Origin of the sequence: Micromonospora jinlongensis (genome assembly GCF_013410645.1) — a bacterium.
In the GTDB taxonomy this organism is placed as follows: Bacteria; Actinomycetota; Actinomycetes; order Mycobacteriales; family Micromonosporaceae; genus Micromonospora; species Micromonospora zamorensis.
In genome coordinates this window covers 4,301,929-4,315,109 of the sequence record NZ_JACCHK010000001.1, presented here as the reverse complement: position 1 = coordinate 4,315,109, position 13,181 = coordinate 4,301,929, and the positions used below count along the sequence as shown (strand labels likewise).

General features: G+C 69.5%; 10 protein-coding genes. 5 read left to right on the top strand and 5 right to left on the bottom strand.

Translation table 11 applies throughout. The features are described from left to right. Window positions 1–11 precede the first annotated feature (11 nt). Window positions 12–518: an NfeD family protein gene (locus HNR22_RS19160; RefSeq protein WP_141913045.1), complete on the bottom strand. Its 507-nt coding sequence runs from the start codon at window positions 516–518 to the stop codon at window positions 12–14. 268 nt (window positions 519–786) lie between these two features. Here HNR22_RS19160 and HNR22_RS19155 point away from each other — a divergent pair, with 268 nt between their 5' ends. Then, entirely contained in the window at window positions 787–1,266 is a 480-nt protein-coding gene (locus HNR22_RS19155) for a methylated-DNA--[protein]-cysteine S-methyltransferase (RefSeq protein ID WP_179781500.1), read from the top strand. A 107-nt stretch (window positions 1,267–1,373) separates the two neighbouring features. Continuing rightward, window positions 1,374–2,321, top strand: a complete 948-nt coding sequence (locus HNR22_RS19150; RefSeq protein WP_179781499.1) for a hypothetical protein — start codon at window positions 1,374–1,376, stop codon at window positions 2,319–2,321. A gap of 93 nt (window positions 2,322–2,414) precedes the next feature. Here HNR22_RS19150 and HNR22_RS19145 read toward each other — a convergent pair whose 3' ends face one another. Together HNR22_RS19145 and HNR22_RS19140 are read right to left on the bottom strand one after the other, a co-directional pair. Continuing rightward, window positions 2,415–3,494 (bottom strand): inositol-3-phosphate synthase, encoded by a 1,080-nt coding sequence (locus HNR22_RS19145; RefSeq protein ID WP_179781498.1) that lies wholly within the window; start codon window positions 3,492–3,494, stop codon window positions 2,415–2,417. 23 nt (window positions 3,495–3,517) lie between these two features. Next, window positions 3,518–4,156, bottom strand: a complete 639-nt coding sequence (locus HNR22_RS19140; RefSeq protein ID WP_030331823.1) for a PadR family transcriptional regulator — start codon at window positions 4,154–4,156, stop codon at window positions 3,518–3,520. A 175-nt stretch (window positions 4,157–4,331) separates the two neighbouring features. Between HNR22_RS19140 and HNR22_RS19135 the strand changes: the two genes are divergently transcribed. The 3 genes from HNR22_RS19135 (at window position 4,332) to HNR22_RS19125 (ending at window position 9,460) form a co-directional block, all read left to right on the top strand. Continuing rightward, window positions 4,332–4,781 carry a DUF5318 domain-containing protein gene (locus tag HNR22_RS19135; RefSeq protein ID WP_088950777.1) on the top strand — a complete coding sequence of 150 codons (450 nt, stop codon included), beginning with the start codon at window positions 4,332–4,334 and terminating at the stop codon, window positions 4,779–4,781. A 197-nt stretch (window positions 4,782–4,978) separates the two neighbouring features. Next, entirely contained in the window at window positions 4,979–7,831 is a 2,853-nt protein-coding gene (locus HNR22_RS19130; RefSeq protein ID WP_179781497.1) for a transglycosylase domain-containing protein, read from the top strand. A 126-nt stretch (window positions 7,832–7,957) separates the two neighbouring features. Next, window positions 7,958–9,460, top strand: coding sequence for a glycosyltransferase family 87 protein (locus HNR22_RS19125; protein ID WP_179781496.1), 1,503 nt, complete (start codon window positions 7,958–7,960; stop codon window positions 9,458–9,460). Between the two features lie 128 nt (window positions 9,461–9,588). On the opposite strand, the gene HNR22_RS19120 is transcribed toward HNR22_RS19125, so the two are convergent. Further along, on the bottom strand, window positions 9,589–12,003 hold the full coding sequence (locus HNR22_RS19120; protein ID WP_179781495.1) for a hypothetical protein: 2,415 nt from the start codon (window positions 12,001–12,003) through the stop codon (window positions 9,589–9,591). Further along, window positions 12,000–12,791 carry a deoxyribonuclease IV gene (locus HNR22_RS19115; protein ID WP_179781494.1) on the bottom strand — a complete coding sequence of 264 codons (792 nt, stop codon included), beginning with the start codon at window positions 12,789–12,791 and terminating at the stop codon, window positions 12,000–12,002. The genes HNR22_RS19120 and HNR22_RS19115 overlap by 4 nt, the downstream gene beginning before the upstream one ends. Between the last annotated feature and the right edge of the window lie 390 nt (window positions 12,792–13,181).

Here is a 13,181-nt window from a genome sequence, read left to right as displayed (position 1 = left end):
GCGAGGGGAAGTCAGTAGGTTTCGACCTGCACGCTGGTCTCGCTGAGCGCCTGCACCACGAAGACCTGGGCGCCGACCGGTATCGGCTGGTCCGCACGGGCGCTGAGCTTGACCGGTTGACCGGCGAGACGAATCCGTACCTCGCCGTAGCCGTCAACCGGCACCGGGGTGACGACCAGGCCGAGCGCACCGACCAGATCGTCGCGGGTGGGGGTGGGGTCGGTGCGCATGTTCCGCGCCGCCCGGCTGAGTCGGGACGCCAACCAGGCGGTGGGCACGGCCGCGAGCACGCCGCCGACCGCCGCGCCGACGACCATGCCGGGGGTACGCGCACCGAGCAGTTCGTTGACGATGGCCGCACCGAACCCGAACGCGCCGGCGAAGCCGGCGACCGTCTCGACCGAGATCGGCCCGTCGACGTCGGCGTGCCCGAACTGGAACAGCTCGGTGCCGAGCAGGGCGAGCGCGAGCACACCGATGCCCGCTCCGCCGATGATCAGAAAGATGAGCGTCCCCATTGCCACGACCTGCACGGTATCGATGCTGCGCAAGCTCTGACCCCAGCAGGACGCAAAGATGATCTACCACTGCGGGTCGTCGACGCTGACCGAAAAGGGGCAGTGCCGATAGATCTTGGTGAGCTGTCTTCTGCCACGGCCGATTTGCAATCGGACCGCGCCGAGCGGGCCGCGGCGGCGGAGGCCATCCGGGCTGCCGAGGAGTGGCGTTCGGCCCGACGCTGACAGCCGGGCGGGCCAGCAAGTCAGAGACAGGGAGAATGGGTGGATGCGTTGGACCGTGCTCGACTCACCGATCGGCGAGTTCTCCGTGGCCAGCGACGGTGCGAGCGTCTGCGGCGCGCACTTCGGCCGGGTCGACGCGGCAGCGGACGATCCCGACCACGCGCTGTCCCGGCAGGCCGTAGCTGAGCTGCGGGCTTACTTCGCTGGTGAGCTGACCGGGTTCACCGTCCCGGTGACCATCCCCCGTGGTTCGGATTTCGAGCGGGCCGTGTGGCGGGAGATGACTCTGATTCCCTACGGCGAGACGCTCACCTACGGCGAGGTGGCGCGCCGGGTCGGCGACTCCGGGGCGGCCCGGGCGGTGGGGGTGGCCTGCAACCGCAACCCGATCCCCGTCATCGTGCCGTGTCACCGCATCGTCGGTGCCGGCGGGCGGCTCGTCGGCTTCGGGGGCGGTCTGCCGCGCAAGGTGCACCTGTTGGAGTTGGAAGCCCGGGTGGCTTTGCAGCAGGCGTGGTCCTGACCGGTCCCGGCGGGCCGATCTGTATTCATCGGCCGATCGGTCGATGTGGACACCCTGTCCCATCCGCCATGATCGGGCCTCATTTCACCGACTCTACGGGGGAACTTTTGACCGAGAACCAGGACAAGACTGTCAACCGCCGTCGGCTGCTGCGCCGTGCCGGCGCCGTCGCGGCTGGCGTTGCCGGAACAACCGTGGTGGGTGCCGCTGCCGCCACGCCCGCTCAGGCCGCGCCCGGCGACCCGGTAGTCCAGGGTGCCACCAACGCTGCGGGCAACAGCACCACGGCGTTGACCAGCACCGGGACCGGCGCCACGCTGCGACTGGAGAACACGAGCACCACCACCTCGGGCGACACGGTACTCGCCCGGCCGGCGCTGCAGCTGACGCCGAGCGGCGATCTGCTGCACCCCGATTCGCCCGGCGGCTCGATCGGCATGGGCACCGACAGCAACATCCAGGTGGTCGCGGAGTACGGCGGCGGCAAGTACCTGGAGTACGTGCACACCACCGGCAACTCGAACCAGATCGTGCCGGTCTCGCCGCAGCGGGTCATCGACACTCGGTCGGCCGCTTCACGCACCCGGATCCTGAACGCGTCGTCGACCACCCTGGACAGCTCGGGTCGCCTGCGGGACGGCCAGACGATCCACATCAACCTGAGTGACTTCGTCTACTTCGGCGACGCCGTCTTCGGCAACCTCACCGTGACCACCGCGGTCGCCTCGGGCTTCGTGCAGATCTTCCCGTACGGCACCCCGCGTCCGGCGAACTTCTCGAACATCAACTACCTGCCCAACCAGGTGGTGGCGAACTCGTTCATGTCGGGAATCGGTTACCAGAACGACAACGCAACCGACGTCATCTCCGTCTACGCTGCCCGGACCACCCACATCATCATCGATGTGGTGGCGTTTGTGGTCGGCGTCGGTGCGGTCTACCCGGATATCCTGCCCTTCGCCGCGAGCGCGACGGCGCGAGGCGCCGAGTCGGCCGAGGAGCGCAGGGCGAAGCGTGCGGCGAAGGCCCAGGCGGGCACGCCCAGCTGGAAGTAAGGCGGTCGCAGGACCAACGGCGAGGTTTGTGAACGCGGCGAGGGCCGGGCCCTTTCGGACCCGGCCCTCGCTGGTGCTTGCTGTTTCAGCGGGTCAGCGCGCGACCTCGCCGGCGATGAACTCCTCGACGGCCTGGTGGGCGTCGTGGTCGGCGTACTGCACCGGCGGGGACTTCATGAAGTACGACGAGGCCGACAGGATCGGGCCACCGATCTTCCGGTCCAGCGCGATCTTCGCGGCCCGGACGGCGTCGATGATGACGCCGGCCGAGTTCGGAGAGTCCCACACCTCGAGCTTGAGCTCGGCGTTGAGCGGGGTGTCACCGAACGAGCGACCCTCCAGGCGGATGTACGCCCACTTGCGGTCGTCCAGCCACGGCACGTGGTCCGACGGGCCGATGTGCACGTCGCTCTTGCTCATCTCGTGCGGGATCTGCGAGGTGACCGACTGGGTCTTCGAGATCTTCTTCGAGACCAGCCGCTTGCGCTCCAGCATGTTCATGAAGTCCATGTTGCCGCCGAAGTTGAGCTGGTACGTGCGCAGCAGCTCGACGCCGCGGTCCTCGAAGAGCTTCGCGAGGGCGCGGTGCACGATGGTGGCGCCGACCTGGCTCTTGATGTCGTCACCGACGATCGGCAGGCCAGCGTCGGTGAACTTCTGGGCCCACTCCGGGTCGGAGGCGATGAAGACCGGCAGGGCGTTGACGAACGCGCAGCCGGCGTCGATCGCCGCCTGGGCGTAGAACTTGGCGGCCTGCTCGGAGCCGACCGGGAGGTAGCAGACGACGACGTCGACCTGCGCGTCGCGCAGCGCCTGCGCCACGTCGACGGGCGTGGCGTCGGACTCCTCGACGATCTCGCGGTAGTACTGGCCCAGACCGTCGAAGGTCGGGCCGCGCTGCACGCTGACGCCGGTCGGCGGCACGTCGCAGAGCTTGATGGTGTTGTTCTCGCTGGCGACGATCGCCTCCGCGAGGTCCATGCCCACCTTCTTGGCGTCCACGTCGAACGCCGCGACGAACTCCACGGAGTTGACGTGGTAGTCGCCGAAGGCGACGTGCATGAGACCCGGGACGCGGTCGTTCGGGTTGGCGTTCCGGTAGTACTCGACGCCCTGAACCAGGGACGAGGCGCAGTTACCCACACCGACGATGGCGACGCGGACGGAGCCCATAGCGTCTGCCTCCTTCTTTTCTGTCACGGCCGCTCATTCCTGGTCTCTCCAGGCGGAGGCGGGCTGTTGTCTTCTCGTCGGCCGCCGGCTGTCCCGATGTTCGGGACCGTCGGGGCTCGGCCGGAGCGCTCGTTGGCGATGAGCTCCTCCAGCCAGCGGACCTCGCGCTCACAGGCATCAAGGCCGTGGCGCTGCAGTTCCAGCGTGTAAGCGTCGAGGCGCTCGGCCGCCCGGCCCAGCACGTCGCGAAGCCCTTCGCGACGCTCCTCGATCTTGCGGCGGCGACCCTCCAGAATGCGGAGGCGGGTCGCCTGGTCGGTCCGGGCGAAGAACGCGAAGTGCACCCCGAAGCCCGTGTCGTCGTACGTCTCGGGCCCGGCCTGTGCGATCAGCTGGGCGAAGCGTTCCTTGCCCTCCGCGGTGATTTTGTAGACCACCCGACCTCGTCGGCTGGTCAGCGCGGGGACCTCCTCGGCAGTGGCGGGTGTCTCAGCAGCTTCGGTGATCCATCCCGCCGCCTGCAGCCTGCGTAGCGTGGGGTAGAGCGAGCCGTAGCTGATCGCCGCCCGGATCGCGCCGAGTTTGGCGGTCAGCTCCTTGCGCAGCTCATAGCCGTGCATCGGAGACTCCTGCAGGAGGCCGAGGATGGCGAACTCAAGCACTGGCCACCCTCTCTTTACCCTCCGGCGTGGAGCAGTAACCGCCGCGATGTATCGGACCGATACATCGCACGTTAGCGGGTCACGCGGGCCAGGGCAAACCCCCGCTCCGAGAGGATGTCGTCACGGATTGTGAGCGTGGTCGCCTGCTCGGGCCGGACCGCGTACCCTTCTTCGCATGCGTACGCAGCGCCAGGTCGTCGACTACTCGCTTCAGAAGCGAGCAGTGCTGCGTGAGCTCCTGGCCGGCCGGGTCGGCACGTACGACGTGTGCGACGCATCGCCGTACCTGAAGAACGCCGCCCGGTTCCACGGTGAGCCGACCGACCGGCGCTGCCCGATCTGTCGCAGCGAGAACTTGACTCTCGTCCACTACATTTACGGTGACGAGCTCAAGCAGTCCGCCGGGCAGGCCCGGACGCTGACCGAGCTGCCTGTGCTGGCGATGACGCTGCGTGAGTTCCAGGTCTTCGTGGTGGAGGTGTGCCTCGGTTGTGACTGGAACCATCTCGTCGAGCAGTACCTGCTCGGCCGGGACGGTCTGGCCGGCGACAGCGACGGCACCGGCGAGCAGGACGTGGCGGCCGCCGAAGGTGCGGGTCGGCGGAGGCGAGAGGCGCAACGGTGATCACAGCTGGTTGGACCGGCCCCGGGGCCGTAGACGAAACCCGGGACGGTCAACCGCTCGTTGGTCCGATTAGCCCTATTAATACGGCAAGTCCCCCGGTGAAACGGCACCCCCGTGCCGGTTTCCCGGGTGAAGCAACTCACGGCAACCCGGTGGCGGCGCAGTCGCGCCCCACCGCGACCGGCAGGGTGTGAGGAATGAACTCGTACGGCGATCCCAGTTCTGCGCGTGGACGGGCCCAGTACTCGGGCCCCGAGGGCGACACCGGGAAGGGCGCGGACGACGCGTACCGCCGCCCCGGCGGTGACTCCCGCGGGAATGGCTGGTCGGCCCCGGAGGGTGGCACGGCGACCCCGGGCCGCGCTTCGGTGACCCCACGGGCCGCCGGTGGGCGGGCCACGGTCGGCGGATCGGCCTCGGTGCCGCCGCGCGGCGCTGCCGCGGCCGGTTCCGCCTCGGTCGGTTCGGCGACCCCCGGCCGCGCCGGGCGGGCGTCGGTGCCGGTGTCGCCGGCACCGGGTGTGGCCGCCGGACGGGCCGGTGCGGGCCGGGCCTCGGTGCCCGTGTCCCCTGCGCCAGGCGCCCCGGCAGGCCGAGCCGTGGTCGGCGCCGCCGCCGTCGGTGCCGCCCCGGCGGGCCGGGCCAGTGTCGGCTCCGCGTCGGTGGGTGGCCGTGCCGCTGTCGCCCGGGCGAGCGTCTCGCCGGTCTCCGGTGGTCCGGGTGGTCCGGGTGGACCGAAGGGTCCGGGCCGGGGCGGCCGTGGTGCGGGTGACCCGGGCGCCGCCGGACGGGCGAAGAAGCGCAAGCGGATGAACCTGCTGATCGCCGGTGTCGCGGTCTTCATCATGCTCGCCGGTGTCGGCGTGGTGGGGTTCACCTACTACTCGACCAACGTGGTCATGCCCGAGGAGATGCCACTGCCGCTGTCCACCACCGTGTACGCCAAGGACGGCAGGACCCAGTTGGCCAAGCTGGGCAGCGAGAACCGCAGCTTCGTCACCATCAACCAGATCCCGCTGCACGTGCAGCACGCGGTGGCGGCAGCCGAGGACCGCAACTTCTACCGGCACTCCGGCGTCGACTACAAGGGCATCGTCCGAGCCGCGTGGAACAACGTCTCCGGTGGTGACAAGCAGGGTGCCTCGACGATCACCCAGCAGTACGCACGCAACGCGTTCGAGAACCTCCAGGACGACACGTACGGCCGGAAGGTGAAGGAGGCAATCCTCGCCTCCAAGCTGAACGAGAAGTACGACAAGCCGGAGATCATGCAGCACTACCTCAACGTGATCTACTTCGGACGCGGTGCCTACGGCATCGAGGCCGCGGCATGGACGTACTTCGGCAAGGCGGCGAAGGACCTGACCGTGGGCGAGGGTGCGGTGCTCGCGGCGGTCATCAAGCAGCCGCAGCCAAGCGAGACCCACCAGGGGTTCGACCCCGCGGTCAACCCGACCGACGCCAAGTCGCGGTGGGACTACGTGATCGCCGGCATGAAGAAGGAAGGCTGGGTGGACGCCCCCGGCCAGCCCGCGTCGCCGACCGAGTACCCGAAGGTGCAGGCGCCGAAGAAGGGCGGGAACGGGTTCGGTGTCGACAGCCCGCGAGGCAACGTCATCAACTACGTCCGCCAGGAGATGGACGCGATGGGCCTCTGCTCCGACACCGGCGCGGAGGGCAAGACGAGCTGTGTGGACGCGCTGCGCGACGGCGGCTACCGGATCACCACCACCATCGACCCGAAGCTGCAGTTGGCCGCCGAGAACACTGCGATGCAGTCCAAGAAGGGTTCGGAGCTCAACGACCAGCCGAAGAACCTGATGGCAGCGGTGGTGTCGATCGACCCGTCGAAGGGTCGGGTGCTCGCCTACTACGGCGGTGACAGTGGCGCCGACTTCGACTACGCCGGCAAGAACACCGACAAGAACGGTGACCTGACCGGTGGACACCAGCCGGGCTCGTCGATGAAGGTGTACACCCTGGCCGCCGCGATCGAGGCGGGCATCTCGGTCAAGTCGCACTGGGACCCCACGCCGTACAAGCCCGAGGGCTCGGATGTCGCGATCGGCAACGCCGGCCGCACCAACCTCAAGTGCGGCAAGTACTGCACCCTCGAAGAGTCGACGGTCCAGTCGTACAACGTGCCGTTCTACTGGGTCACCAAGGAACTCGGCGCTGCCAAGGTGGTCGACATGGCCCGGAAGGCCGGTGTGACGACCATGTGGGGTGTCGACCCGCCGCAGGCCTTCGACCTGTCGAAGAAGGGGCCCAACCCGTTCGACAACTACACCGGTTTCGGCAAGTACCCGATCACCGTGTTCGACCACGCCAACGCCCTGGCAACCTTCGCCAATGACGGCAAATACATCAAGGCCCACTTCGTCGTCAAGGTGGAGCAGCAGGACAAGGTAACCGGCAAGTGGAAGGTCGTCGGCAGCGAGCGCATCAAGCCGGAGCAGCGGATCGCCAAGAAAGTCACCGACGAGGTCACCGGCGTCCTGAAGCAGATCCCGCGCCCCAACAACATCTCGCTGGAGAACGGCCGCCAGGCTGCCGCCAAGACCGGCACCTGGGAGTACGACAAGGACGACAACTCGCACGCCTGGACGGTCGGCTACACCCCGCAGAACGCCACAGCGGTGTGGGTCGGCAGTCGGGATCCGAAGAAGCCGGAGATCCGGCTCGCCAGCGGCAAGGACATCGGTGGTTCGACGCTCCCCGGCCCGATCTGGGAGAAGTTCATGAACGCCGCCCTCAAGGGCCTGGATGAGCTCCCCCTGCCCAGCGTCACCGGCGAGGGTGACGTCACGAAGGGCAACGGCAAGGAGCCGCCGGTGGCGCCGACGATCCCGGGTCTGCCGGGCGGTCCGGGCGGTCCGACCTGTGACCCGCTGACGGACCCGTTCTGCCCGCGTGTCGGCGGCACCCCGGGCGGCAACCCCGGGGGTAACCCGGGAGGCAACCCCGGAGGTAACCCGGGCGGCAACCCCGGTGGCGGCGGAGGCGGTGGTGGCGGACTACTGCCCGGCCTACCGCCCAACCGGGACTGACCCGCACCGCTTCATGACGCCGCCGCTGGCCGGACGACCTGTCCCGGCCGGCGGCGGCGTTTTCCTACCCGGATCTCCGCGCCGGGACGGGACGGACACCCCCGTCGTACGGCAGGATGCCTCTTCATGAGCACCCAGTCGACGCCCGGCATCGACGACGCCGGTACCACCGACCACCCGTCCCGCTCCGACGGGTTCGTCCGCGGCATGTCCAGCGCGATCGGCGGCCCGCTGGGCGACCACGCGACCGCACTGGACCGGCCAGCAGGCCAGGAACGTCGCTTCTGGACCGCGGTCCGGATCGTGCTGGCGCTGGCGTGTCTCACGCTCGCGCTGCACTGGGTGCAGAAGTCCCCCTGCCAGGACGGCGCCTGGCAGAACAACGTCCAGTACACCCGGTTCTGCTACACCGACGTCCTCGCCCTCTACTACGCCGAGGGGCTCAACGAGGGCAAGGTGCCCTACCGCGACCACCCGGTCGAGTACCCGGTGCTGACCGGCTACTTCATGGGGGCGCTGGGCCTGCCGGTGCACTCCATCGGCGAGGGCGACCCCAGCATCAACCAGGCCCAGTGGTTCTACAACCTCAACGCCTTGGTGCTGGGCGCCCTCGCGGTGGCCACCGTGGCGGTGATCCTGGCCCTGCGCCGCCGACGACCCTGGGACGCCGCCTTGTTCGCGCTGGCCCCGGCGCTGCTGCTCACGGCCACCGTCAACTGGGACCTGCTCGCCATCGGGCTGGCCGCCTTCGGTCTGCTGGCCTGGGCTCGGAAACGACCGGCGGTGGCCGGTGTGCTGCTCGGGCTCGCCGGTGCGGCGAAGCTGTGGCCGCTGTTCCTGCTCGGGCCGCTCCTCGTCCTGGCGCTGCGGGCCGACCGGGTCCGCGCCGCGCTCGTCGCCACCGGTACGGCGATCGCGGCGGTGGTGCTGGTGAACCTGCCGGCCGCCCGGGCGTACCCGGAGAACTGGGACCGGTTCTTCGAGCTGAACACCACCCGGCCCATCGACTGGGGCACGCTCTGGTACATCGGCCGCTACCTGGACGGCAAGGTCGGCAACGACCCCGCCCAACTCGGGCCGTTCGAGTGGCTGAACGCCAACATCCCCACCCTCAACACCATCTCGTACGCGCTGTTCGGGTTGGCCTGTCTCGGTGTGGCCGTGCTGACGCTGCGGGCACCGCGTCGCCCGCGGTTGGCGCAGGTCGCCTTCCTGGTGGTCGCCGCGTTCCTCATCTTCAGCAAGGTCTGGTCTCAGCAGTTCGTGCTGTGGCTGCTGCCGCTGGTGGTGCTGGCCCGGCCCAAGTGGGGTGCCTTCCTGGCCTGGCAGATCGCCGAGGTCTGCTACTTCGTCGCCTTCTACGGAGAGCTGCTCGGGGCGGCGACCAGCCGGCCGGTCTTCCCGGAGGGGGTGTTCGTGCTGGCCTCGACGTTCCGGCTGACCACCGTGGTGGTGCTCTGCGTGCTGGTCGTCAAGGAGATCCTGCACCCCGAGCGGGACGCGGTCCGGGCGACCTATCCGGACGACCCGGACGGTGGCGTGCTCGACGGCGCACCAGATGCCCCCTGGCTCGACCGCTGGCGCCGCCAACCAACCAGTGAACCCTCACGAGAGCCCGCAACCGCCTGACCCCTCAAGGTCGAACGAGGCCGGACCACGTCAGGATTTGCGGGGAGCCCGCCCGGCGCAGGGATCAAGCCTGACCGCCCGGAGCCGGGTGGGCTCCCCGCAAATCCGCCTTAGAGATCAGCCACGTCTCAGAGCCGATACACGACCGCGTCGCCGACGTCCTGCCGAGTGATGCCCAGCGAATCCACCGGTGCGTCGATGGTGATCTCCCACGGAGTGCCCACCACCTGCCCGCGCAGCAACACCACGGAGCGGACCCCGAGCGTGCGCAGGTAGTCGACGCTGGTCTGGTCGGGGAACGACTGGCTCACCCGACGAACGTCGTCGAGCTGGCGCGGAGTGAAGCCACTGCCGCCATTGACCACGTCGGGGAAACCACTCGTCGACCACAGCATCACGTGCTGGTCCAGACTCTGGTTGCTCGGCAGCACCAGCAGCGGCCCCTCGGCGGAACGCATCGCGGCCGGTTGGGTCGGCACCACCGGATGAGGCGTGGTGTTCAGGCCCTCGACGGCGACCAGCAGCAACGGCAGCAGGGTGGCCGTCCGCAGCCACGGCCCCGGCCACGACGGGATCCGCTGCGCGGTCAACTCGCGGACCCGGTCGGTGAGCGCGGTGACCGCGCCCGCCGCGAGCAGACCGAGCAGCAACGTGGTCCACAGCATCAACCGACCGGGGGTACGCAATCCGTTCCAGCCCGGCAGGTGCTCGAAGAGCGGCACGTAGGTGAAGGTGCCGTCGAAGAAGCGGGTGCCCATCGCGAAGGCCATCGTCACCAGCACTCCAGCGAGCAGCAGCAGTCGGTGCCGCAGCCGCCAGACCGAGAAGATCAGCCCACCAGCGGCGAGCGCGTAGAGCACGAACCCGGGCAGCAGGGTCATCTCCGGGTGCCACGGCAGCGCCGCGCGTGCCCCCTCGTGCAACCCACCCCAGATCCGCGACTCGGCCGGCGCCGTCACGAAACCCGTCGCCGGCGGCGAAAAGATGCTGATGTCGCCGATGGTCCGCTCGGCGTACGGGTGCAGCTCGGTCACCTTGAAGAACGGGAACGCCATCAGCAGACCCACGCCGGCGAACAACAACCCGCCGAGGAGGTCGGCGAGGAACAACCGGCGACCGAAGGGCGCGGCCTTGCCGGTGCGCAGCCGGCGCGCGCAGTAGAGGACGGCGGTGACGATCACCGCGCAGCCCAGGAGGTACGCGAACGGCAGCCCGATGCCGAACCCGAGGCTGAGCTGCCAGGCCGCCACCAGCCAACCGGCGTAGACCCACCCGTCGTGTCGGCGCTCGGGCCGGTAACCGTGCCGCAGTGACCAGCCGTGCCCGCGGGCCAACATCGCCAGTGCCAACGGGATCCCGCCGTTGGAGAGCACGTGCAGGTGCCCGGCCTGGGCCAGCAGCCACGGCGCGTACGTGTAGCTGACGCCGGCGACGGCGGCGCCGATTCGGCCAGCCCCGAGCTGCCGGGCCAGCGCGTACGCCCCGAGCGTGGCGAGCGCGTGCGCCAGCACGAACATGATGTTGTAGCGCAGCACCGCGTCCTCGGGGCCGCTGCCGAGCATCCCGGCCGGGGCGTACCCGAGCAGCGTGTCGGAGAACGCGAAGCTCCACAGCTCGGGGAAGAACGTGTTGGACTGCCACAGGCGCGCCGGCTCAGCCAGCAGGATGTGCCCGGACCAGGCCATCTGCCAGGCCTGCAGGCTCGGGTCCCAGTAGTCCTGCGGGAGCGTGTAGCGGGGATAGCGCAACGTCGGCCACGTCATGAGCACAGCCAGTGCCAACGCGCCGAGGGTGGCCAGGGTCCACTCGTGGATCAGGAACCGGCCGACGGCTCGGCCCGCCCGGGTGGCGATGGAGGGCCGCGGCTCCGGGGCGGAGGCGAACGCCTCCCAACGATCGGGGTCGTCCGGCTTGGCCTCATCGGTCCCGGTGTCACCGTCGGTCTTTGCCTGACCGTCGGTCCTGCCCGCTCTCCTGCCCCTGCTCCACCACCTGCCCTTGCCCGCGCCTGTGCCCTTGACCGGGACGTCTTCCGAGCCGCCGTCCGTGCCGTCCTTCGCCGGGGCGCCGTCTTTGGCCGGGTTGGTCGTCGTGCTGTCGGCCTTGGCGGTGCTGTCGGCCTTGGCGGTATCGCTGTCCTTGGCGGTGCTGTCGTTGGCCGGGCTGCTGTCCGTGGCGGTGCTGTCGCTGGTTGCGCTGCCACCCTCGGTGCCGCCGCCCGTGGCCACGCTGCCCTTCCGGCCGCCGCCCTCGCCGGTGGCAGCGTCTGCGGCGGTTTCCTTCTTGGCACCGCCGCTCTTCGAGGGCTGCGGGTCGCCGCTCGTGCTGGCTCCGGTCGTGCCGCCGTCGCTCGACCGCGGCTGGTCCGCGACGGCCCCCGTGCTCGGCGGATTGGTCTCGGCGGTCGGCGCGGGAGTCTTGCCGGAGACGGCGTCGGAGGTGCGAGCCGGCTGTGCCGGGGTGCCCGAGGCGGATCGGGTCTCGGCGTCCGTGCCGGTGGGGGTGGGCCGGGCCTTCCCGGTCCCGGGCTGTCCGGTCGTCATGCTGCCGGGCTCGCCGTCCCGAGCTGCTGGCGGAGGAAACCGATGTCCGCTGTCTGGCCCTCCACGCCGCCCGGTGTCTCGACGACCACCGGGGCTCCGGCAGCCCGGATCACCGCCACGACCAACTCCGGGTCGATCGTGCCACCGCCCAGGTTGTCGTGGCGGTCCTGGCCGGAGTTGAACGCGCCCTTGGAGTTGTTGGCGTGCACCAGGTCGATCCTTCCGGTGATCGCCTTGACCCGGTCGACGAGGCCGAGCAGATCCTCGCCGCCCGCGTACGCGTGGCAGGTGTCCAGGCAGAAGCCGACCTCGTAGTCGCCGATGGCGTCCCAGAGTCGGGCGAGCGCGTCGAGTCGCCGGGCGCACGCGTTGTCGCCGCCGGCGGTGTTCTCGATCAGGACCGGCACGCCGAAGCCGCCGGAGTCGGCCGCGTACGCGAAGGTCTTGCGCCAGTTGTCGAAGCCGACGGCCAGGTCGTCCCCGGCGTTGACGTGTCCACCGTGGACGATCAGACCCTTGGCGCCGATGGCGGTGGCCGCGTTGGCGTGCCCGAGCAGCAGCTTTCGGCTGGGAATCCGGATGCGGTTGTTGAGGGTGGCCACGTTGATGACGTACGGCGCGTGCACGTAGAGGTCAACCTCGGCCGTGCGCAGCCGCTCGGCGTCCTCGCGGGGCTTGGGTGCCTTCCATCCCTGTGGGTCGGAGAGGAAGAACTGCACGGTGTCGGCGGACCGGGCGGCCGCCTCCGCCAGCGGGTCGGTCGAATCGACGTGGGCTCCGATACGCATGCGAGCGAGCCTACGTCGCGACCCCGACTGGCGGGTGACGGCCGGGGCGGTGTCGCGTGCGGTCGCGTCACCGGACGGACCGACGATCGTTGATGGAATTGAACCGGCGACCAGCATTCGGTGCCGCCAGCGGCGCAAGCCTCGCAGATGGCGACCGGAGGTCGACGGCCGACAGCGAGGTCACCTCCGCCCTGCGGCCCGGCGTGGCGGAGGGGACCCCTCGCACAGCGATCGCCCACCGATGAAGAATCTCGGAAATTTGTGCTTTTTCCCCCGACAAGGTACGAGTGCCGTTGTATCGTCAGGTAACAACACGATAAAGCTCCGCGGGGCGTCTTCGGTCCAACCTCATCGGTGTGGTCGTTCCTCCCCAGGTCCCACCCAAGGAAT

What these genes read in the sequence shown, in the direction of transcription:
- HNR22_RS19115 (WP_179781494.1), bottom strand. Translation starts at nt 12,791, where the DNA reads ATGCGTATCGGAGCCCACGTCGATTCGACCGACCCGCTGGCGGAGGCG.
- HNR22_RS19145 (WP_179781498.1), bottom strand. Translation starts at nt 3,494, where the DNA reads ATGGGCTCCGTCCGCGTCGCCATCGTCGGTGTGGGTAACTGCGCCTCG.
- HNR22_RS19135 (WP_088950777.1), top strand. Translation starts at nt 4,332, where the DNA reads ATGCGTACGCAGCGCCAGGTCGTCGACTACTCGCTTCAGAAGCGAGCA.
- HNR22_RS19160 (WP_141913045.1), bottom strand. Translation starts at nt 518, where the DNA reads ATGGGGACGCTCATCTTTCTGATCATCGGCGGAGCGGGCATCGGTGTG.
- HNR22_RS19120 (WP_179781495.1), bottom strand. Translation starts at nt 12,003, where the DNA reads ATGACGACCGGACAGCCCGGGACCGGGAAGGCCCGGCCCACCCCCACC.
- HNR22_RS19125 (WP_179781496.1), top strand. Translation starts at nt 7,958, where the DNA reads ATGAGCACCCAGTCGACGCCCGGCATCGACGACGCCGGTACCACCGAC.
- HNR22_RS19155 (WP_179781500.1), top strand. Translation starts at nt 787, where the DNA reads ATGCGTTGGACCGTGCTCGACTCACCGATCGGCGAGTTCTCCGTGGCC.
- HNR22_RS19130 (WP_179781497.1), top strand. Translation starts at nt 4,979, where the DNA reads ATGAACTCGTACGGCGATCCCAGTTCTGCGCGTGGACGGGCCCAGTAC.